A 19,639-nucleotide genomic window follows, 5' to 3' on the forward strand; every position below is an offset into this window, starting at 1 on the left:
GCCACGGCCGGTGCGCAACCAACGCCTCGAAGGAAACCATCACCGTGCTCTCTTTCAACGAAGCCGAGTTCGTCGCCCAGACCGAAAGCATCGTGGCGCTGCGCCCCCGGATCGAGGAAGTCGTCGACCGTCTCGTGGACGAGGGGTACGACAACGTCCTCCTCGTGGGCGCGGGCGGCACCTACGCCCAGATGTGGCCCTACGAGCACCTGGCCCGGCGCACCTCGGTGCTGCCGGTGCGGGCGGCCATCGCGGCGGAGCTGGTCGTCTCCGGCGACGCCCGCCTGGGCAAGCGCACAGCCGCCGTCTTCACCTCCGTCTCCGGCACCACCGAGGACAGCATCAAGGCCATCGACTACTGCAAGGAGCGCGGAGCGTACACGATCGGCTTCACCGGCCACCCCGACTCCCCCATCGCCCGGCGGGTCGACACCGCGTTGGTCTCCGCACCCAAGGCCTGGCCGTTCGACGTCCAGATGCTGCTGTTCATGGGCCGACTGCTGTCCCGGCGAGGCGAGTTCGAGGGCTACGACCGCCTCGCCGACGAACTCACCGGCCTGCCACGCATCCTGGTGGAGGTCGCCCGCCGGGCCGAGCCCGCGGCGTCCGACTTCGCCGAGGCCCACAAGGACACCGACTACCACTTCCTCATCGGCGGCGGGAACCTGTGGGGATTCACCTACCTGTACTCCATGTGCATCCTCGAGGAGATGCAGTGGCTGCGCACCACCCGGGTGCACAGCGCCGAGTTCTTCCACGGTTCGCTGGAGTTGCTGGAGGAGGACACCAGCGTGATCGTCTTCCAGGGCGAGGACGAGACCCGCGCGCTCACCGACCGGGCCGAGGCGTTCGCCCGCCGGGTCTCCAAGGACGTCACCGTCTTCGACACCCGCGACCACCCCCTGGAGGGCATCAGCCCCGAGTTCCGCGGTCTGCTGGCGCCGCTGGTCATGGACACCGTGATGGACCGGGTCAGCAAGCACCTGGAGCGGGTGCGCGACCACTCCCTGGACCTGCGCCGCTACTACCGCGTCATGGACTACTGACCGCCCACCGTCCCACCCACGTCCATCCGCCCCGGCGTGCCGGTGCCGGGGCACCGGCACACCCCGAGCGGGCGCCGCGCATCCGCGCGGCGCCCGCGCTCCTGGAGACTTGATGAACATCCTCGGTTTCGGCGACAACGTCGTCGACCGTTTCGTGGACCGCGGCATCGACTACCCGGGCGGCAACTGCGTCAACGTCGCCGTCTACGCCCACCGCCTCGGTCTCGACACCGCCTATCTGGGGGTGTTCGGCGACGACGACCTCGGCGCCTTCCTCCGTGCGGCGATCGCGGCCCAGGGTGTCGCGGTGGAGCGCAGCGTGGTGCGCCACGGCGAGTCCGGCGTCTCCACTCTCCATGTCCAGGGCGGCGACCGGGTCTTCCTCAGCTACAACGGCGGCGGCGTCACCGTACGCGAGCCGCTCGTCCTGGACGACGCCCTGCTGGCGTACGCGGCGTCCTTCTCGCTGGTGCACTCCAGCGTCTACTCGCACACCGAGAACGAACTGCCCAAGCTCGCCGCAGCCGGAACACTGGTCAGCTTCGACCTCTCCGACGACGACGAGTTCCGCACCCCCGCCTACCTCGCCCGTGTCTGCCCCCACCTCGACCTGGCCCTGCTGTCCTGTTCGGACCTGGACGAGGCCGCCACCCAGCAGTTGGCGCAGGCCGTGCTGGCACGGGGGCGCGCATGGTCCTGGCCACCCGCGGCCTGGCAGGGGCCACCGTGTACGACGGCCGGATGCCGGTGACAGCACCGGCCCATGCGGCGGACGCGCGGTCCATGGCCGACACCGTGGGCTGCGGCGACGCCTTCCTCGCCGGTTTCACGGTGTCCCTGCTCCGGGACGGCTGGTCCCGAAGCAGCCCGCCCTCCCGCCTCTCGCTGGAGCGCGCCCTGCGCCAGGGCGCGCAGTCGGCCCACGACCAGTGCTTCGTCGAGGCCGCGTTCGGCCACGGCCGGCCCACCGCGACACCCGGGCCCGCCGCCTTGCGCCGGCCCATGCGGCGGACAATGCCGTTGCATCACGGGCCCGCGAGTTGAGGTCTGGTGACGAGGAAGGCTTGTGCACCGGTGCGGGTCGGTTGTGGTCAGACATGGGTGTTCAACTCCGGCAGTGCGCGACGGCCTTTGGGCGTGGAGCGAGCGCTGGCGGGCCACCGCACTGTCGACGCCACCGACCCCGCAGTCGGCCGACCCGAAGCTGCACAGCGATCTGACCGCGTTCCGGGAAATCGCGGCGCGTGCTGAGGCCGCTCGATTGCACGCCCGTCCCGTTCCGGCGTTGGAGCGCGAACAGCGGCGCCAGGAACGAGCTTCGCTAGGAAACCGTAGCCAGCGCCGTGACCAGCACCCCTGCACCCAGTCTGATGTGCATCCTCATGTCAGTGGCTTTCTGCGACAGCCACGCGACCCGATTGCAGGGAGCTCCGCCCCCTTGCCGGGCTGCCAATGGCGTGCGCGAGGGCGAGGAGTGTGTCGTCCGACACCACCCGCATGCCGTACTCCCCAAGTAGTGCTGCCATCTGCTGCGGCCTCCACAGAGAGCGCCACGGCTCGCCCGACGTGACCGAACTCCCGAGCACGCGTGTCAGCAGCCGCCCGGCGGCCGCCTTCACCGACGGCGTCTGATAGTTGACGATGAGCGCACTGCCTGGGACCGTCCGGGCGGCGACCATGGCCACCGTGGCGCGCACCTCGTCGCGGGTGAGGTACGGAACGACGCCCTCCCACAGCCAGGTCGTGGGCGCAGATGGGTCGTGCCCGGCGATATCCAACGCCGCGCCGAGATCGTCGACGGCGAAATCCACCGGTGTGAACCGTACAGAACGGGCCATGGCCGGCAGTCCAACAGCCGCGCGATCGGCCTCGTCCGGCCCTTGGGCCGCTTGCGCGGCATCGGCGAGGCGAGTGCGCTTGTCACGCTGGGAGGCCGGATGGTCGACCTCCCAGACATCCGTCTGCGCGAGCTCGTGCAGACGCCACGCGCGCGTATCCAGACCAGCGCCGAGGATCACCAGCTGGCCGGTCACGCGGGCGCGCAGGGCCTCATCGATCGCGGCCGTCCGCGGCACGACCACGTCGGCGCACGCCCGCACACTCTCGTAGGTGGTGCGCGCCCGCCACCCTTGCGGTGGAGTGCCTGCGCGCACCTCGTCCACAGGCGTACGCTCGGCGGCACGCAGCACCTGTACCGCCACCGGATCAGCGAACCGGGCTGGAGCGGCCCTGCCATCCGCGGCTGCCCGCCCCTGACAGACCAGCACCGCCGTCTGGCTCGCCGCGCGCCCACTCTGGTTCATGAGACCGCATTCAACACCAGCCTGTCCCGCCCTCGCCGAGAAACGGGCATGAGCCCACGAACTGCCCTTCAATACGGCCATGCCGACGGTTGAGGCTCGGGATCGGCTCGATGGGTCCTGATGACGAGGGCCGGCTTCACGACATGGCCTGCTCATCGTCGAGACTGGCGTGGATCTGCCCAGCTCCACGCCTGGGCACTGCTGCCCGCCCTCGCCGGCAAGGCCCCGACCGCGAGGCGGCCGCCGCCCTGGACGTGGCACTGACCGAACTCGAAGCCGGCCCAGCCGGCCAGGCCCCGGGGCGCTTCGGCTTCGACGTACCCGAACTCGCCCTGCACCAGGCCGAGGCACACCTCACGCTGGGCCGCACCGACCAGGCCCTCGCCCGCGCCGAGGCCTGTGCGGCCGCCTGCACCACCGGCACCCCCGGATGGGCCGCCGCCACCCTCGCCCTCGCCCAGGCCGAAGCCTCCGACCAACCCTTCGACTCCGCTCAGCGCGCCTGGACGTTCTCGACAGGGTGCCGCCGAGCCGTCTGCGCGCCACCGCCCGCACCCGGCTGCAGCGGCTGGAGGGCCTGCTCGCCGCCCGCCCCGCCGAGTACGTGGCCGATCCCCGCAAACGTCTGCGCACGCTGCCGCCTCCCGGGGACGCGTCCGGCGCCGCGTCGGCGTGACGCCGTTGCTGGGTGGGGCCTGACTACGGCGCTGGGGGCCGAGGGCGATCCGGGGTCATTCGTCTTCCTCTCGCCGTGCAGCCGTCCACGACGGCACAAACCCAGGCTGGTCAGCACGAAGCCCGCCCGTGCGCCTTCAGCACACACGCCTACCTGCAGAGTAGGAGGGCCGGCCGGCCAGGAGGCCCCCAGCAAGGCGCTCACCGAGTGGCAGGTGACCAGCCGGAGTTGGTCTTCTGAAAAGCGTTCGTCGCCCGTCGTCCAGCGGCGCTAGGCTCGCTGATCATGGGAGCACGAGCGCAGTACGTGGTAGTCGAGAGCGGCGCCTGGCAGCGTTACTACTCGCACTGGGCCGCCAACCGGGTGGTCGACGATCTGCTGCCCGGTCCGGTCGCGGCGACGCGCTGCTTCCGCGCCAACCGGGAGATCGACGAATGGCTCGACGACGTGTGGTGCGAGGGCGCTGCACTCGTCGACCACGACCGCCGGATCCTGCTCTGGTTCGCCTTCCAGGACAGCTGGGCGGACCACCTCGCCGCCCGCGCCGTACTGACCCGGACATGGCCCGGCTGGGACGTCCGCTTCGCGCACGACGGCATGGGTGATCTGACCCACCACCTGGGCCTGGGCAGGGACGTGACCCGTGCGCCGGGCTGGTTCGAGACCTTCGAGCCTTCCGGGTTCGCGGCCACCGAGTACACCGAGCCCTGCTCCGTCGCCTCCCTGCGCCTGCCCGACGGACGCGTTCGCGCGTGGGGCAGCGACTGGGAGCCCATCGAGCACCTCGCCGCCGGCCCCCGCCTGATCGACCTGCTCGTTGCGTCGCCGGCCACCCCTGCGCTCGCCGACATGCCGCACGGTGGCGTCCATTTCGACCTGCAGGGCCGCACCATTTCGCTCTGGGCGGTGCAGACCGTGGCCGGCATCCACAACTGGCCGTTGCCGGGCTGGGAGAACTGGACCCTGGACTTCCGCGGCGATGACCACACCCAGCAGGCCGGGCTGCTCCCTGCGGACTTCCCCTTCCCTCAGCCCCCGCTCGCAGCCGCACTGCGGAGGCTCGGCGACGGCCTCAGCACCCCGCCGCCCGACAACGGCGCGCTCCTTGCCAACGCCATAGCTGCACCTGGTCCGCAGGGCACCGCCCCCGTGGTGAACCCTGCTGCGCTGGTGCCTCACGAACCGGCCGATCCCACCCCGGCCGAACTGGCCGCACTGCGTACGGCGATCGATGCGCTGGTCGCAGGGGCAAAGGTCGACTGATCGTTGGAGAGCCGTGAACACGCGCGCGCAATGGTTGGGAGTTCGGGAACGCGTCATCGCTGTGGAGCAGGCCGAGCGTCGAGCCCGTGGCCGTGGACCGTCTCGACACCCGACGTTCGAACCCGTCCTGACTCCCGCCGCCATCGCCGAGGTCGAAGCGCAGTTCGGTGTCGCGCTCCCCGACGAGTACCGTACGTTTCTGTCGGAGGTTGGAGCCGATGGCCCCGGACCGGCACTCCAGCTCACGTCGCTGCGCCGAATCGACGGCACGTGGGGATGGATCTGGGAGAACGACGAGGACCATCCCTGGCTGCTGACCCCAGTGGGCCGTTCGTCGAGACGGAAGACTGGGCCGACCAGCAGATTGCGACCCTTCGCGCCGCCGGGTACGAACCCACCACATGTGACGAAGACGAGGACTATCTGGACGACTACCGCAAGGTCTTCGGCGACGCTGGCGACGATGTCTGGTTCCTGGAACGCGGGCGGGTGCGATCCCCATCAGCGACGACGGTTGCGGGATGACCGGCTGGCTCATCGTCGTCGGCCCGCGCCGCGGGGAACTCCGCGACCGGGACTGCGCGGTCAACCCGCCCTTCGAGCCGTACGTCGATGCACACGGAAACCGTCACACCTTCCGCAGCTGGTACGTCGAGTGGCTTGAGCAACGCGAGAGGGCAGCTCGGTGATCAAGCGCTGGGTGCCCCTGGCCTGCCGAGCGCAGCAGCGGCTCCTCGGAGGGGCGTGCCGAGACGTCAGGGTGTGGGCGCCTGCAGTAGGGCGGCGAACCGCTTCAGGGCAAGATCGGTGCGCTCACGTTCGCCGGTGGTAGTGAGGTCGAACAGCAGGCCTCGCATGACGGCCATGACGCCGCCGCCATGGCTGCGGCGCGGGCGTCGCCGCAAGGCCGGCGGGTGGCCGCCGATGTCGCCAACTACGCCACCGGCGGTGCGGTCATCATCCACTATCCGGTGCAGGACGGCACCGGCTGAGGCAAAACGGTACGCTCCGGGACGCGTTCGGTCGGCCGTTGCGGCCAGGTTAGGCTATCGGCGGAACGCCGTTCGCGGTTGCCGGTTCGTTGAGCGTCAAAGGTGGGCCGATGTCCTGGCCGGATGTCACGGTGGTTGATGCGTGCGTGCGGCGCGACGGCCGGGGCGGCAGCCCCACGGCCGTCACCGACGACGACCCGGCGGCGACGGACGCGGACCGGCGTGCGGTCGCTGCTGCGGCCGGCACCTCGCACGCGGCGTTCCTCGGCCCGGGGCGGACGCCGGACGGTGGCTGTCCGGTCCGGTTCTTCACCGCCACCGCCGAACTGTCCGGCTGCGGCCATGGCACCGTTGCCGCGCAGGCCGTCCGGTTGACCCGCACCGCGCTGGGCGAGCTGAACGACCGCCAACACACCGGCGGGCGCACGTTCGACACCGTTGCGATCCGCCGCCCCGCCGGCATCGAGGTGTGGTTCGACCAGGGCCTCGTCGCGCTGCGTCACCCGGCACCGGACGAGCGCGCCGCGATCGTCGCCGCGCTCGGGCTCACCCCGGACGACCCGCATCCGACCGACGCGCCACGGATCGCCGCGCCCGGCGCACCACGCATGCTGGTACCGGTCCACGATCGGTCGGCGCTGCTCCGAGTCCACCCACACTTCGGCAGGCTGACAGCGGCGTGCCGGCGGTACGGGCTCCTCGGCTGTTTCGTGTACGCACCGCCGGTGGGCGAGCGACCGGGTGCGGCGCGGATGTTCGCGCCGACGATCGGTGTCGACGAGGACGTCGCCAACGCCAACAGCACCGGCTGCCTGGCCGCCCACCTGCTCGACACGACGGGGGCACAGACGGTCGCGATCGAGGTCGAGCAGGGTGACACCCTCGGTCGACCGGCCAGCGTGCTCGCTTCGGCCCGACGCGGGCCGGCGGGCATCACGACCCGGGTCGGCGGGTTAGCGGTGGTCCGCGTCCGCGACGGACACCGAGGCGACAACTAGACCGTCCTCTTCTGCGATCCGCGCATGGGGCTGGGGCTGTCCGCTGCGGTCAAGCGTTGGCACCCGATGGCGGCCGTCCGCGGGACGCGATGTCAAGGGCGCGGCTGAGTGTCCATCGGGAGACGCGCAGCCTGGCTGCGACGGCGGTTCGGGTTTGTCCGGCGCGCCGAGCAGGATGCGGGCCTCGGCGATCCGTTCGGAGGTCAGGGCGAGAGGACGGCCGCCGACGCGGCCTCGGGCGCGGCCGGCGTCGAGGCCTTCGCGGGTGCCTTTGACGATCTGCTGACGTTGGAACTTGGCGATGGCGGGCCGCCGCGAACGACCGGCGTGACGCTACGACCCAAGCCCGCCCCGATCCGGCAGCGCAGCGAGCCGGAAACACCCGAGGAAGCCGAGCTCCACGACCGCCTCCAGGCTCAGGTACTCCAACGCCGCGCGGGCCAGTAGCCCAAACCCGCACCCACTACTGGCCCCGCTATCCGCCTGTTGCCGGTTTCCGCCGTACCTTGGCTGCACCCCGAACCCATGCATAGGGTAATGCGGTCGCCGCCGATCACTCAGGGTGACGCACACACTGTGTACCTGAGGAAATACAAGGCGCCTGAACATGCGGCCATGCCAGTCCGAGGCCGGGGTAGGCCTCCGTAGCTCCCGGTCCCGTGGCACTCACGCCCGGCCCGCACCGCGGGCGACACGTATCGCCCGGGCGAGGCAGACCAGCGATGCGGTGGTCACCAGGGTGCGAGCAACGTTCCAGTGCACCCACGTCGCCTCGAACCGCGCGCGAACGGCGGCGAGATCGTGGATCTCGCCCGGGGAGCCGGCCGCCGCCAACTGATTGTTGAGCGGCACGCTGACGCCCATCGTGATCAGCATCGAGATCACGTAGAACATGACTCCGGCGACGATCCACGGAAGGGCGGGGCGGCCCTCACCGTGCCGATGCTGGAACGCGGCGACCAGGCCGAGCACCAGCGCACCGCCGAAGGCCAGGCCGAACCAGCCGTTCTGGATCGCCACGTTGATGCGCTGCATCGCCTCGACGAACGTGCGGTCGTCCGACCGTCCCAGCCCTGGCATCACCGCGACGGAGAACGCGAAGTAGATCCCGGCCATCAAACCGGAGAGGACCGTTGCGGCGAGCAGGACGACGCTGCGGACGTCACCGTTCACGGATACTCCCCAGGCGTTTCGCGGTTGAGCTGTCGGATTCCGGGCGGCGGGAGTGCCCCACTGCGGTGGACGCCCCTGCGGCCCCTGGGACAGGAGTCCAGGCACCCGGTGGAACGGGTGGTCCTCTGTGCGCACCGTGGCAATCGTGTCCGTGTTCCTCATGTGTGGGCCTTCCTGATGGCGCGTGTGCGGGTAAAGGGAGCGGTGGCTCTCGGATCCGGTGTCATGCCTGTCAGTACAGCCGCACGGCCCGGTGCCGGACCATTGGCGAAAAGCTCATCGCCATACGCGATCGTCCAGTCCTAGGCTGAGCGCATGGATCCACTGGCGACCCTGCTGGACGGCCCTCGTGCCCGCGGCGCCTTCCTGCTGCGCTCGATCCTCAGCCCGCCCTGGTCGCTGCGGATCGCCGACCGCGCGCCGTTGACCCTGATGTACCTGGACAGCGGCGAGGCATGGGTGGTGCCCGACGCCGAACCGGCCGTGCGCTTGCGGCCCGGCGACATCGCGGTGGTGCGTGGCCCGGAGCCGTACACCGTCGCCGACGGCCCCGCCACCGCGCCCAGCATCATCATCCAGCCCAGACAGGTCTCCACCGGCCCCGACGGTGAAGAACTGTGCGACGAGATGGACCTCGGCGTCCGCACCTGGGGCCACGACCCCCAAGGCTCCGCCGTACTCATCAGCGGCACCTATCAGATGGGCGGCGAGGTCAGCCGCCGCCTGCTGACCGCCCTGCCGCACGTCCTGCACCTGCCGAGGGACGCCTGGCACAGCTCGCTGCCCGCGCTGCTGTCCGAGGAGGTCGTCCGCGACCAGCCCGGCCAGGAGATCGTTCTCGACCGCCTCCTGGACCTGCTGCTCATCGCGGTACTGCGCGCCTGGCTCTCCCGGCCGGAGGTCGGCGCGCCCGGCTGGTACGCCGCCCAGAGCGACCCGGTCGTCGGGCCGGCCCTGAACCTCCTGCACGACGACCCGGCCCACCCCTGGACGGTAGCGTCGCTCGCCGCGCAGACCGGGGTCTCCCGCGCGGCGCTCGCCCGCCGCTTCACCGAACTCGTCGGCGAACCGCCCATGTCCTACCTGACCAGCTGGCGGCTGGCCCTCGCGGCCGACCTTCTGCGCGAACCGGACGCCACCGTCGCGGCGGTGGCCCGCAAGGTCGGGTACAGCACCCCCTTCGCTTTCAGTACGGCCTTCAAGCGCGTCCGGGGCGTCAGCCCGCAGCAGCACCGCGAGGGTGCGGTGGCGGCGGCCGGCGGAGCGGTCGCGAGCTGAACCACTCGAACCGTAGCTCGGCCGGAACGGCTGGTGCGGCAGATGTCCGGCCTGCCTGTGGAAAACTCCCGGGCCGGTGTGCCGGACCGTCGGTCCACCACGGAGACCCGTGGAAAAGTCGGCGGGCTGTCCCGCCTGGCGTGGGTGTGCCAAACACGAGGGGTCCGCCTCGCGCAGTTGCTTGGCCGCGCCTTTGCGTGCGGCGGCGCTGCGAGGCCGCCGACCGGTCGTCTTCTTCGCGGCCGCCTTCTGGCCAGCTGCTTCTTCGTCGTCTTCTTTGCCGCGGCCTTCTTCGTCGGCAGCTCATGGACGCCGGCGTCCACAAAAGCCTTGCCGCACGGGTCCAGCAGTTGGAGAAGCGCCTCTCCCAGCGCCTCGGCCAGCTCGATGAACGTGCCGATGTACTGGAGGCAGCCCGCGCGGACAACCGAGAGCTGACCCGGGCCATGAACCAGCGCGAGTGCCCGACACGTCAGTCGCGTGCTTGGGAGCGAGTCCCCCTCCGGGCCGAAGCCTCGCTCGCCCCCCTCCGCGCCACAGGCTGCTCGGCGGAATCGGAAAACGTCGCTTCGTGAGTTCGATGGCGGAGCAATCCCGACGAACGTCATTTCCGTACGAATTCACAGGAAGCAAAACCTCCTCCACAACAGCATCAACGAGAAGATTCACAAGCGTTTATCTCGATATCGGAGGTGATGGTCCGCCGCCTGAACGCACTGCGCGCGGGCGGCGAGCGACGCACAGGGCTACGCGCAGGCTCTGAAGCGCAGGGACGGCCCGTCGAGGCCGCCAGAAGATCAAGCACACCCTCAGAGAGGGGCTCACCATGCGCGCGCGCACACGTATCAAGAGATTGGCTGTCGCGGTTGCGTCGGCACCGATCCTGGCCATCGCCGCCGGGGCTGGAGCCGCCCATGCAGCCGCCACCACCGCGCCCGAGCACGTCGTCGCGTTCCACCAAGACAACGGCTGGGGCTGGGGCGGAGGACACCACCACGGCGGCGGCTGGGGCTGGGGCCACCACAACGGCTGGGGCTGGGGTGGAGGACACCACCACGGTGGTGGCTGGGGCTGGGGCCACCACAACGGCTGGGGCTGGGGTGACCATGGTTGGGGCTGGGGCTGAGGCGACCGAGTGTCAGCAAAACTGATCGCAACCCCTGACAACAAGGAACGGATCCGGGTGCTCGATCCCGTCGGGCACCCGGATCCACGTGACGAAGCCCCTGATGTACGTGATGTGCCGGTGTCCGCGACGACGGAGGGACCGGATAGGGAGGGCGCAACAGCGAGCCCAGGTTGCGGCCCGCCTCCATCGGCGCCCTTCCTCTGTCCGGGCGAGGCCTAGACCGAAGCGAAGGACAACGCCGCAGTGATCGCGGACGCCGACCGGACAGACCAGGAGGTTTTCCTCGCGTTCGAGGCGCTCGGCATCGGCGTAGACCTCCGCGGTTGTGGCTCCGCTTGAAGCGGTGGCCGATTCGAAGCGGTGGCCGATTCGAAGCGGTGGCCGATCTCCCCTTCCAGGTCGCGGCGCGGGCGGACAGCGGAAGACCGAGAGGCCAGGACAGACGAGCTACGCGCACGGATCTCTACTGCGGTAGTTGCTCCGGCCCTCGCTCGGCGGCTGCGGTGAGCTGGTCGGCGAGGTTCTTGAGGGCCTGCCTTGGTTCGTCGGGGTGGTGGACGGCGAAGGGCCATTCCAGGGAGGCGAGCAGGTGTGCCATGCCGTCCAGCCGTTCTGCCCGGGCGTGCATGAGGACTCCGCTGGGCCGGGCGGTGAGGGTGAAGGCTGAGCGGGGCAGCCGGCGGGCGATCTCATCGAGGGGGCCATGGATCGTCACCTCGACCTGCCAGCGGTAGGACCCCCGGGCCAGGGTCGAGGTCAGGTGGGCTACGGGGTCGAAGCCGTCAGGGGCCGTGAAGTGGCGGGAGCGGGCGGTGACGGAAGCGATGCGGCCGATGCGGAAGGTCCGCAGACCATCGCGCAGGTGGTCGTGGCCGACGACGTACCAGCGGCCGGTGTGGAAGACCACGCCGGGGGACTTCCACCGGGGCACTCGTGCATCTATACCTGGAATGACCTGGGCCCGGGCTTCGCCGGCGCTGAAAATCCCGGCAACGCGTCCGCGTCAGCGTCCGGTGGGTCGCATTTTCCTGTCCTGCGAGCACCCACTCGCCTCGGTAGATCCTGCCCGCCGCCAATCCTGTCGGCGCCTCTCGGAGGCGGATCGTGTGTGCCCCTCGCACGCACGATATGCGATGAAGATCCGGCGGATTGGATGCCGCTCGGGCCACTCACGCGGTCGACTCGTCGCGGGATTCGCCCTATGACACATGACCTGGGTGGCGGGGTTGGTAGTTGCTCGCCCACTATTCGGCGATTCCCGCGCCTTCGGTGTCTCCCTTCGGCACGGTAACCGCGGCGACGCGTAGTCCGCGCGTCGTCAGCCCGTGGCCCCGTGCGGGGCACCCGGGTTGGGCAGCAGCCGAGCGCTGAGACGATCCGAGCTCGGCCAGCGCACGTCGTGAACCCAGCGAAGCTTCTCGAAAATCCAGATAAGGCGCGCCGACGGGTCGAGCTGACCCGGCAGCACGCCGTGGCGCGCGCCCGTGGGATCCGCGTGATGTGAGTTGTGCCAGCTCTCGCCGAAGGACAGCAGTGCGAGCGGCCAGAAGTTGGTGGCCCTGTCCCGGCTGACGAAGGGGCGCCTGCCCGCGACGTGACAGATCGAGTTCACCGACCAGGTGACATGGTGCAGCAACGCCATCCGGATCACGCCGGCCCAGAAGGACCCGGTCAGCGCGCCGGTCCAGGTTCCGGTGACGAACCCGCCGACCAGTGCCGGGGCCAGGAGCGAGACGGCAGCCAGTGGCCCGAAGAGTTGACCGATGAGCCGCAGATCGGGATCGGCGGCAATGTCGGGAGCGAACCTGGCGCGGTTACTCAGTTCGCGCTTCAGCATCCAACCGATGTGTGCGTGCAGAAGTCCCTTGAGCAGCGCGCGGGTGTCGGTCCCGTAGCGCCAGGGCGAGTGCGGGTCACCCTCGCGGTCGGCGAAGGCGTGGTGGCGCCGGTGGTTCGCCACCCACTGGACCGGCGAGCCCTCGATCCCCAGCGAACCCGCGACGGCCAGGGCGATCCGCAGGCCCCGCCGTGCCTTGAACGAGCGGTGCGTGAAGAGGCGGTGATAACCCACCGTCAGGCCGAAGCCGGACACAAGGTAGGCGACCGCCGCCATGCCGACGTCCAGCGCGGACAGGCCCCATCCCCACACGAACGGCACTACGGCGATCAGGGAGATCGGCGGGCCGACGACGAAGATCCACATTGCCACCCCTGCCGCGGCCGTCTGGGGTGTGTCGAGCAGCGGCTTGACCCCGGCCTCGGCATCGACGTCATGTTCGACAGCGGTCTGTTCGGTACGGTCGACGTCGCTCTGGTTCATCGTTTCCTCGCCATCGCTCAATCCCGTTCGGAGCCGGCGCCGGGCCGACCTGGATCACGCGCCCGTGTGCTTTCGAACGCGCTCGGCGGTCCTGGTCCCAGGATCGCACTGGGCGGCATCCGCGCAGGTCGTCAGGGATGTCCAGGGCATGAACGTCGCGGGACTGAATCTCCTTCGGCTCGGCATGGGTTCTGGGCTTCTTAGGGTGTGGGACGGTGGGGCGAGCGGCGGCGGTGCGCCCTTCCGTGCAATTCTCGACGCCCCTGCGGCCGGTCACTGGGTTCACCAGCGGCGGGCCATCAGGCGGTGCGGGCATGCACGCGCACCGCTCGCCTGGATCGGCACTCGCCGGTCGAAACGCCGGCGAGGACCGGGCACAGAGGAGGGAATGCCTCGGTGCGGATGCGACCGCGGTGGCTGGTCGGCTGATGGCGGTCGCCGATGCGCAGTCAGTCCGGGCGCCTGAGGAGCTGAATGGAAAGTCCGGGGGTGAGGTGACTTCGTGGCCTCGGCACACAAACCGGCCGCTGACCAGCGTGCGGGCGGCTTCCGCGTCGCCGTCATCGACGCGCCCGGTCACGGCGACCGGCCGCACACCGCGCACGACGAGCAGCAGATCGCCTTGCTGCGCAGGGCGCAGGCGGCGGGCGAGCCGGCAGACCCGATCGTCGTACGCCACAACACCCACCTGGCGGAGCCCACCGTGCCCGAGTGGCAGGCGATCCTGGACGCCCTTCAGAAACTTCCGGAGATCGGCGAGGACCGTCGTGCCCGGCTTCGTCCTCGCCCGCGACTACGTCCGCACCTCCACCAGCGACCACGACACGGACTCGGACGCGGAAGTGAAACCAGTGTGCATGGAGGGAGTCCTGGGTACTCTGCGAAGTGCCCGGGGCTCCCCCCGTAAGGAGGGCACGCGATGCATTCGAGCAGTAAGGGAACGGTCGCCGTACTGCTGGCGGCCGCCGCGTTGTGTCTCTCAGTACCCGCCCAGGCCTTCGCCGGCTCTGGAACGAACGATCACAAAGCCAGCGCATACTGCGGAACCGACAAGGCTTCCGGGCTCGGGGTGTCCGCCTCCGAGAATGTGCCCTGTGCCGCCGCTCTGCAGGTGGCAGCCGCCTACACCAAGACCAGGCACAACGTAGCGAGCACCACCGTCGTGCTGCGCGCCGCAGGAAGCACCTGGAAATGCCAGGAACGCCAAGGCCACCCCAACCCCTACCGGGTATGCGTCGACACCCGCGACAGCACCCGGCTGATCATGCTGTCGTCCTGACGCCGCTCCCCCGCACCCGTGGGGCCTCACATGGCGCCCATACGTCGCCCGGCGATCGCGGTCGGCGCTGGGCGGCACAGCTGCCGCCCGGCACCACGTAGTACCGCGGCGCTCGGGCCGGGGTCGCCCGAGCCTCCAGATCGGACTCGCTCACCAGGCCGTGCGATCGGTTCATCGCCGCGCACAACTCGGCGTTGTTCTGGGCAGCCGCCCTGACCATGAACTGCTTCGGCGTTCCCACGAGCGGATCATGTCCCGTTCCGGGCCGGGTGGCGAACGCTCGTCCGGTGCCGGCAGGAGGGCCGTCGCGCTCGGAGGCCCGTCCGCCCGTTCCGGATGACGGAACCGTTCAGCGCTGTCGACGTTGCTGTAGTGGCTGACCGGTACCGCCAGTTCATCGGCGCGGATCTGCCACGAGCCGGCGCGCGACTCCGCACCGACCGCGCTCGCCGTGTTCCCGGCCGAACTGCGGGTGCCACTGCGGCACACGACGGAGCGGACGGAAATCATCGTGCGCTGGACGGAGTTCGAGCGCGTCGGCCACTTCCCGGCCACGGAGGAGCCGGACCTGCTGACGGAGGACGTACGGGCGTTCTTCCGGCGGCTGCGCGGGGAGGGCGGAGCGGTCCGCTCTGCCCGTGGCGAATCTGCGGCGGGCAGAGAAATCGCATCCGGGGACCTCCCGAGGTCAAGAGTGGAGTCGACGGCATCCCCGCTTCGACAAGGAGACCAGATGACTCCACTGACCACGCTCCCGCCCCGCGCGGAGGACGGTGACACACCGCCCAGCCGCTTCGACGACCATCTCGCGACACAGCTGCTCGCCCAGCGGATCGTCCTCCTCGGCACACAGGTCGACGACGTTTCGGCCAACCGGGTGTGCGCGCAGTTGCTGCTGCTGTCGGCGGAGGACCCACGCACCGACATAAGCCTGTACGTCAACAGTCCCGGCGGGTCGGTCACCGCGGGTCTCGCCATCTACGACACCATGCGGCTCATTCCGAACGACGTCTCGACGCTGGCGATGGGGTTCGCCGCCAGTATGGGCCAGTTCCTGCTCACCGTGGGGGCGCCCGGCAAGCGGTTCGCGCTGCCGAACGCGCGGATCATGATGCACCAGCCCTCAGCGGGCATCGGTGGCACCACCGCGGACATCGAGATCCAGGCGGAGAACCTGCAGTTCACCAAGAAGGCCATCGAGCGGATCACCGCCGAGCACACCGGGCAGAGCGAGGAGACAATCGCGCGGGACGGCGACCGGGACCGCTGGTTCACGGCCGAGCAGGCCAGGGAGTACGGGATCGTGGACCGGGTGGTGGAGTCGCTCACCGACATCCGCCCGGCCGCGTCGCGCCGACGGATGGGGTTGTGACATGGGGTCGTACACGGTTCCCTACGTCATCGAGCGGACCGCGCAGGGTGAGCGGTCCTACGACGTCTTCAGCCGGCTGCTGAACGAGCGGATCATCTTCCTCGGCACCGAGATCGACGACGGAGTCGCCAATGTGGTCATCGCGCAACTCCTGCATCTGGAGTCGGCGAACCCGGAGCACGAGATCTCGATCTATCTCAACTCGCCCGGCGGATCGTTCACTTCGCTGATGGCGATCTACGACACGATGACGTTCGTGCAGGCGCCGATCTCCACGTTCTGCGTCGGTCAGGCGGCGTCGACGGCGGCGGTGCTGCTGGCCGGCGGAGATCCGGGGCGGCGGTTCGTGCTCCAGCACGCGCGGGTGCTGCTCGGCCAGCCGGCCAGCGGCGGCCGACAGGGGACGGTCTCCGACCTCAGCCTCGCGGCCAAGGAGATGGTCCGCATCCGCTCGCAGGTGGAGGAGGTCCTGTCCCGGCACACGCATCACGACGTGGCGACCCTGCGCGCGGACATGGACCGGGACAAGGTGCTCACCGCGGAGGAGGCCGTCGCCTACGGGCTCGCCGACGAGGTGCTGAGCCGGCGGCTCGCGTTCGTCTGACCCGCGCGGCCGCGGCCGAGGGCCGACGAGCCGGCCGGTACGGCGGTGGCGTTCCCCGCCTTACCGGCCGACGGTTCGGTCAGGCCGCGAGGCAGAGGCCGTCGTACTGCGCCGTGGGCGACGTGCGGCCCCGGCTCACCCGGCTCCGGGCGTACCGGGCCAACTCGTCCTGGGCGAGCGAGAGCAGGTCGGCGAGGCCGAGCCCGAGCGCCTGGGCGGCGGCCGCCAGCACCTCGGAGGAGGCCTCCTTGCGTCCGCGCTCCAGCTCCGACAGGTACGGCATCGAGATGCGGGCCGCCTCGGCGACGTCCTTCAGCGTGCGCTCCTGGGCGAGCCGCTCGCGCCGCAGCACATCGCCGACGAGATCGCGCAACAACGGTTCCTTCGGGGCGGGTGTCTGCGGGGCTCCCGCCGGTCGCTGCGGGGCGCGGGTCGCCCCACCGGAACCCGGCGGCGAGGTCTGCGGGCGCAGGGGGATGACGCGGGCTTCGTTCGGCGCATGAGTGCTCACCCCTTCAGCCTAGGGATCCGGGGCGCGGGGGGAAGGGAGCGGCGTTCTGCCCTGGGTGAAGCCGTGCGGGCGGACTGAGGTGTCGCGCGCCGGTGAACCTTCCCGGTCACAGCACTGAAACACCGCTTCCTGCGGTCCGGTTGAGCGGTTGGTGCCGGATGAGTTGTGGGTGCTGTTCCGGCGGGTGGTGCCGCAGACGGAGGTGAAGAGGCCGCAGGCGGGGCCGACAGCGGGCAGGTGAGGACCAGAGAACTGCTGTGCTCCCTGCGTGCGGCACAGGAACACCTGCCGCCGGCCGAGGCCCTCAAAGTGGACGCCGTAGACGGTGGGCCAGGCCGTCGCCAGGAGACCGCAGCGCTGGTCAGCCGTAGCCAGGTGGTCGCCGCTGCAGGAGCGGCAGTCGAACGTCAAGGCCCCGGCCACCACCGGCCCGGGCCGTCACTCGCTGGATCCTCACCCGTCCTCTCTCCTTGGGATTGTGAGGATGCTGTGGGTGGCGGAGGAACAGGCTTCCGGCTTCCGGTGCCTCTCCCTACGCTCCGGTTCACATGACAGCAGAACGCTCGCAGCAGTCCGAGGAGAACGCCGGACACTCCCGCAGACGCTTCCTGGCCGCCGCCGGGGCGACGGTCGCCGGAGGAGCGGTCGCGGCGACCGCCTTATGGCCCGCCGGCAGCGCCGCGGCCGCGCCGTCCGAGAAGCGCGTCGCCGTCCTGGGCGGGGGCGTCTCAGGCCTCAGCGCCGCCCATGAACTCGCCGAACGCGGCTACGCCGTCACCGTCTACGAGTACTACGACACACTCGGCGGCAAGGCCCGCTCCATGGACGTCCCCGGCACTGCCGCCGGCGGTCGCGCACCGCTTCCCGCGGAGCACGGCTTCCGCTTCTTCCCCGGCTTCTACCGGAACCTGCCGGACACCATGCGCCGTATCCCCTTCCCCGGCAATGCCGCCGGCGTCCACGACAACCTCCGCAGCGGTACCGAGGCGCTGTTCGCACGTGGCTCCGGCCGCCCGGACCTGCACTTCCCCCTGCGCCGGGTCACCACCCCGCCCGCACCCGGTGACATCACCGCGGCCTGGCTGCGCGACCAGATCCTGTCCGTCCTCGACCTCGGCACCCGGCTGCCCGCCCATGAGGCCGCCTACTTCGCCGACCGTCTGCTCGTCCACCTCACCAGCTGCGACGCCCGCCGTGAGGACGAGTGGGAGAAGACGGCGTGGTGGGACTTCATCCGGGCCGGCGAGATGAGCGCCGAGTACCAGGTGCTCCTCGGCATCGGCCAGACCCGCAATCTGGTCGCCACCCGCGCCGAGATCGCCTCCACGCGAACGGTCGGCCGCGTCATCATCGAGGCCCTGCTTCTGTGGGGCCTGCTCGGCCGGGGCATGGACGGCGACGCCGACATCGACCGGGTCCTCAACGCCCCGACGAGCGAGGCTTGGATCTCTCCCTGGGAACGGTATCTGCGCTCGCTCGGCGTCGAGTTCGTGCTCGGCACGGAGGTTCGGGAGGTGCTGTACGAGGGCGGCCGTGTAACTGGCGTCCATGTCGCGCCCCGCGACGGCGGCCCGGAGCGCACAGTCACCGCCGACTACTACGTCTCGGCGATGCCCGTCGAACACGCCCGCGCCACCTGGGGCCAAGCCCTGCGCGCGGCCGACCGGCAGCTCGGCCGGTGCGACGCGCTGAAGACGGACTGGATGACCGGGGTGATGTTCTATCTGCGCACGCCCGCTCCCGTCGTGCACGGGCACATCAACTGCCTGGACTCACCCTGGGCGGTGACCGGCATCGGACAGTCCCAGTTCTGGGATGTGCGGGACTTTTCGCGCGACTACGGGGACGGACGGGCCCATGAGTGCCTGTCCACGATCATCTCTGAGTGGGACAAACCCGGTATCCTGTACGGCAAGACCGCCCGTGAGTGCACCAAAGACGAGATCGTCGCCGAACTCTGGGCCCAGCTCAAGGACGGGCTGAACGACTCGGGCAAGACGACCCTCACCGACGAGGACCGACTCGGCTGGTTCATGGATCCGGCCGTGACGGGTCTCGGCGGCCCCGACCCGCGCAACCGTGAGCAGCTCCTCATCCACCCCACGGGCACCCTCTATAATCGCCCCTCGGCCCGCACCAGGGTGCCGAACTTCTTCCTCTCCGGCGACTACGTCCGTACCGACGTGGACCTGGCGACGATGGAGGGCGCCAACGAGTCCGCGCGGCGAGCGGTCAACGCGCTGCTCGACGCGGACAATTCGGGTGCCGAGCGGTGTCGCGTCTGGGAACTGTTCCGCCCGCCGGAACTGGAGCCCCTGAAACGGGTGGACGAGGCGCGCTATCGGCTGGGACTGCCCAACACCTTCGACCTGGGCTGAGCCCGTACGGCTGCCTGGGATGAGCCGGAAGGGCCGCTGCTCCCGAACGGCTGGGGGCCTCCGGATCAAAATGCTCAAGCGCCAGATGCTCAGTCGTGCGGCGATTCGAACTCCTCCGCAAGCGCCTACATCGTGCCGATCCTCCCACGTGGACTGGTTCATGAACTGCTGAAGGTTCTGTTCTTTGCCGCAGCATCAGGTGTCCCCACACCTCTGCCGTTCTCACGGCGCCGAGCCCGCTCCTGGCGAGGGCCGGACGCGCCTCGGCGACGACATCATCAGCGACCTCACCAGGCGGCCGCAAAGCGGTGGGCGTG

At 70.2% G+C, this 19,639-nt stretch carries 20 protein-coding genes and 2 pseudogenes; 17 read left to right on the forward strand and 5 right to left on the reverse strand.

The features are described 5' to 3' along the window. Positions 1 to 44 precede the first annotated feature (44 nt). The 4 genes and pseudogenes from ACFYOH_RS28685 to ACFYOH_RS28700 form a co-directional block, all read left to right on the forward strand. The gene (locus tag ACFYOH_RS28685) at positions 45 to 1,046 is read left to right on the forward strand and encodes an SIS domain-containing protein (protein WP_388631199.1); all 1,002 of its coding nucleotides are present in this window, start codon (positions 45 to 47) and stop codon (positions 1,044 to 1,046) included. A 112-nt stretch (positions 1,047 to 1,158) separates the two neighbouring features. After that, on the forward strand, positions 1,159 to 1,797 hold the full coding sequence (locus ACFYOH_RS28690) for a PfkB family carbohydrate kinase (RefSeq protein ID WP_388631201.1): 639 nt from the start codon (positions 1,159 to 1,161) through the stop codon (positions 1,795 to 1,797). After that, entirely contained in the window at positions 1,737 to 2,090 is a 354-nt protein-coding gene (locus ACFYOH_RS28695; RefSeq protein ID WP_388631204.1) for a PfkB family carbohydrate kinase, read from the forward strand. The genes ACFYOH_RS28690 and ACFYOH_RS28695 overlap by 61 nt, the downstream gene beginning before the upstream one ends. A gap of 85 nt (positions 2,091 to 2,175) precedes the next feature. Beyond that, positions 2,176 to 2,361 (forward strand): annotated as a pseudogene (locus ACFYOH_RS28700) (hypothetical protein); the annotation flags it as partial. Between the two features lie 70 nt (positions 2,362 to 2,431). On the opposite strand, the gene ACFYOH_RS28705 reads toward ACFYOH_RS28700, so the two are convergent. Further along, positions 2,432 to 3,349: a class I SAM-dependent methyltransferase gene (locus ACFYOH_RS28705; RefSeq protein WP_388631207.1), complete on the reverse strand. Its 918-nt coding sequence runs from the start codon at positions 3,347 to 3,349 to the stop codon at positions 2,432 to 2,434. Positions 3,350 to 3,869: 520 nt separating this feature from the next. Between ACFYOH_RS28705 and ACFYOH_RS28710 the strand changes: the two genes are divergently transcribed. From ACFYOH_RS28710 to ACFYOH_RS28740, 7 genes and pseudogenes are all read left to right on the forward strand, one after another. Beyond that, on the forward strand, positions 3,870 to 4,025 hold the full coding sequence (locus tag ACFYOH_RS28710; protein ID WP_388631209.1) for a hypothetical protein: 156 nt from the start codon (positions 3,870 to 3,872) through the stop codon (positions 4,023 to 4,025). 285 nt (positions 4,026 to 4,310) lie between these two features. Then, complete coding sequence (locus tag ACFYOH_RS28715) at positions 4,311 to 5,288, forward strand: hypothetical protein (protein WP_388631212.1); 978 nt, start codon at positions 4,311 to 4,313, stop codon at positions 5,286 to 5,288. Next, a pseudogene (locus ACFYOH_RS28720) lies at positions 5,257 to 5,505 on the forward strand (SMI1/KNR4 family protein); the annotation flags it as partial. The gene ACFYOH_RS28715 and the pseudogene ACFYOH_RS28720, both read left to right, overlap by 32 nt. 53 nt (positions 5,506 to 5,558) lie before the next feature. Continuing rightward, positions 5,559 to 5,813, forward strand: a complete 255-nt coding sequence (locus ACFYOH_RS28725) for a hypothetical protein (RefSeq protein ID WP_388631736.1) — start codon at positions 5,559 to 5,561, stop codon at positions 5,811 to 5,813. Then, positions 5,810 to 5,977 (forward strand): hypothetical protein, encoded by a 168-nt coding sequence (locus ACFYOH_RS28730; RefSeq protein WP_388631738.1) that lies wholly within the window; start codon positions 5,810 to 5,812, stop codon positions 5,975 to 5,977. Before ACFYOH_RS28725 ends, ACFYOH_RS28730 begins: the two co-directional genes overlap by 4 nt. 413 nt (positions 5,978 to 6,390) lie before the next feature. Next, on the forward strand, positions 6,391 to 7,278 hold the full coding sequence (locus tag ACFYOH_RS28735) for a PhzF family phenazine biosynthesis protein (protein ID WP_388631214.1): 888 nt from the start codon (positions 6,391 to 6,393) through the stop codon (positions 7,276 to 7,278). Positions 7,279 to 7,386: 108 nt separating this feature from the next. Beyond that, a complete protein-coding gene (locus ACFYOH_RS28740; protein ID WP_388631216.1) occupies positions 7,387 to 7,725 on the forward strand; it encodes a hypothetical protein in 339 nt (112 codons plus the stop codon). Between the two features lie 219 nt (positions 7,726 to 7,944). On the opposite strand, the gene ACFYOH_RS28745 is transcribed toward ACFYOH_RS28740, so the two are convergent. Beyond that, positions 7,945 to 8,451 (reverse strand): DUF1772 domain-containing protein, encoded by a 507-nt coding sequence (locus tag ACFYOH_RS28745; RefSeq protein ID WP_388631218.1) that lies wholly within the window; start codon positions 8,449 to 8,451, stop codon positions 7,945 to 7,947. A gap of 315 nt (positions 8,452 to 8,766) precedes the next feature. Between ACFYOH_RS28745 and ACFYOH_RS28750 the strand changes: the two genes are divergently transcribed. After that, positions 8,767 to 9,729 (forward strand): AraC family transcriptional regulator, encoded by a 963-nt coding sequence (locus ACFYOH_RS28750; RefSeq protein WP_388631221.1) that lies wholly within the window; start codon positions 8,767 to 8,769, stop codon positions 9,727 to 9,729. 826 nt (positions 9,730 to 10,555) lie between these two features. Next, complete coding sequence (locus tag ACFYOH_RS28755; RefSeq protein WP_388631224.1) at positions 10,556 to 10,855, forward strand: hypothetical protein; 300 nt, start codon at positions 10,556 to 10,558, stop codon at positions 10,853 to 10,855. A gap of 466 nt (positions 10,856 to 11,321) precedes the next feature. Here the strand turns inward: ACFYOH_RS28755 and ACFYOH_RS28760 are convergent, their stop codons facing one another. Together ACFYOH_RS28760 and ACFYOH_RS28765 are read right to left on the reverse strand one after the other, a co-directional pair. Continuing rightward, positions 11,322 to 11,789, reverse strand: coding sequence for a helix-turn-helix transcriptional regulator (locus ACFYOH_RS28760; RefSeq protein ID WP_388631227.1), 468 nt, complete (start codon positions 11,787 to 11,789; stop codon positions 11,322 to 11,324). A gap of 387 nt (positions 11,790 to 12,176) precedes the next feature. Then, positions 12,177 to 13,178, reverse strand: coding sequence for an acyl-CoA desaturase (locus ACFYOH_RS28765; protein WP_388631230.1), 1,002 nt, complete (start codon positions 13,176 to 13,178; stop codon positions 12,177 to 12,179). 919 nt (positions 13,179 to 14,097) lie between these two features. Between ACFYOH_RS28765 and ACFYOH_RS28770 the strand changes: the two genes are divergently transcribed. From ACFYOH_RS28770 to ACFYOH_RS28780, 3 genes are all read left to right on the forward strand, one after another. Then, positions 14,098 to 14,457 carry a hypothetical protein gene (locus ACFYOH_RS28770; RefSeq protein WP_388631233.1) on the forward strand — a complete coding sequence of 120 codons (360 nt, stop codon included), beginning with the start codon at positions 14,098 to 14,100 and terminating at the stop codon, positions 14,455 to 14,457. Between the two features lie 733 nt (positions 14,458 to 15,190). Further along, positions 15,191 to 15,829: an ATP-dependent Clp protease proteolytic subunit gene (locus tag ACFYOH_RS28775; RefSeq protein ID WP_388631235.1), complete on the forward strand. Its 639-nt coding sequence runs from the start codon at positions 15,191 to 15,193 to the stop codon at positions 15,827 to 15,829. Between the two features lies 1 nt (position 15,830). Beyond that, positions 15,831 to 16,433, forward strand: coding sequence for an ATP-dependent Clp protease proteolytic subunit (locus ACFYOH_RS28780; RefSeq protein WP_351614920.1), 603 nt, complete (start codon positions 15,831 to 15,833; stop codon positions 16,431 to 16,433). Between the two features lie 79 nt (positions 16,434 to 16,512). On the opposite strand, the gene ACFYOH_RS28785 is transcribed toward ACFYOH_RS28780, so the two are convergent. Then, positions 16,513 to 16,944, reverse strand: coding sequence for a helix-turn-helix domain-containing protein (locus ACFYOH_RS28785; protein ID WP_388631238.1), 432 nt, complete (start codon positions 16,942 to 16,944; stop codon positions 16,513 to 16,515). A gap of 548 nt (positions 16,945 to 17,492) precedes the next feature. Between ACFYOH_RS28785 and ACFYOH_RS28790 the strand changes: the two genes are divergently transcribed. Continuing rightward, positions 17,493 to 19,322 (forward strand): FAD-dependent oxidoreductase, encoded by a 1,830-nt coding sequence (locus tag ACFYOH_RS28790; protein ID WP_388631241.1) that lies wholly within the window; start codon positions 17,493 to 17,495, stop codon positions 19,320 to 19,322. The last annotated feature ends 317 nt before the right edge of the window (positions 19,323 to 19,639 follow it).

Origin of the sequence: Streptomyces sp. NPDC007856, from assembly GCF_042868225.1 — a bacterium.
GTDB lineage: Bacteria > Actinomycetota > Actinomycetes > Streptomycetales > Streptomycetaceae > Streptomyces.

What these genes read in the sequence shown, in the direction of transcription:
- ACFYOH_RS28705 (WP_388631207.1), bottom strand. Translation starts at nt 3,349, where the DNA reads ATGAACCAGAGTGGGCGCGCGGCGAGCCAGACGGCGGTGCTGGTCTGT.
- ACFYOH_RS28730 (WP_388631738.1), top strand. Translation starts at nt 5,810, where the DNA reads ATGACCGGCTGGCTCATCGTCGTCGGCCCGCGCCGCGGGGAACTCCGC.
- ACFYOH_RS28780 (WP_351614920.1), top strand. Translation starts at nt 15,831, where the DNA reads ATGGGGTCGTACACGGTTCCCTACGTCATCGAGCGGACCGCGCAGGGT.
- ACFYOH_RS28735 (WP_388631214.1), top strand. Translation starts at nt 6,391, where the DNA reads ATGTCCTGGCCGGATGTCACGGTGGTTGATGCGTGCGTGCGGCGCGAC.
- ACFYOH_RS28695 (WP_388631204.1), top strand. Translation starts at nt 1,737, where the DNA reads ATGGTCCTGGCCACCCGCGGCCTGGCAGGGGCCACCGTGTACGACGGC.
- ACFYOH_RS28755 (WP_388631224.1), top strand. Translation starts at nt 10,556, where the DNA reads ATGCGCGCGCGCACACGTATCAAGAGATTGGCTGTCGCGGTTGCGTCG.
- ACFYOH_RS28715 (WP_388631212.1), top strand. Translation starts at nt 4,311, where the DNA reads ATGGGAGCACGAGCGCAGTACGTGGTAGTCGAGAGCGGCGCCTGGCAG.
- ACFYOH_RS28790 (WP_388631241.1), top strand. Translation starts at nt 17,493, where the DNA reads ATGACAGCAGAACGCTCGCAGCAGTCCGAGGAGAACGCCGGACACTCC.
- ACFYOH_RS28750 (WP_388631221.1), top strand. Translation starts at nt 8,767, where the DNA reads ATGGATCCACTGGCGACCCTGCTGGACGGCCCTCGTGCCCGCGGCGCC.
- ACFYOH_RS28775 (WP_388631235.1), top strand. Translation starts at nt 15,191, where the DNA reads ATGACTCCACTGACCACGCTCCCGCCCCGCGCGGAGGACGGTGACACA.
- ACFYOH_RS28690 (WP_388631201.1), top strand. Translation starts at nt 1,159, where the DNA reads ATGAACATCCTCGGTTTCGGCGACAACGTCGTCGACCGTTTCGTGGAC.
- ACFYOH_RS28765 (WP_388631230.1), bottom strand. Translation starts at nt 13,178, where the DNA reads ATGAACCAGAGCGACGTCGACCGTACCGAACAGACCGCTGTCGAACAT.
- ACFYOH_RS28770 (WP_388631233.1), top strand. Translation starts at nt 14,098, where the DNA reads ATGCATTCGAGCAGTAAGGGAACGGTCGCCGTACTGCTGGCGGCCGCC.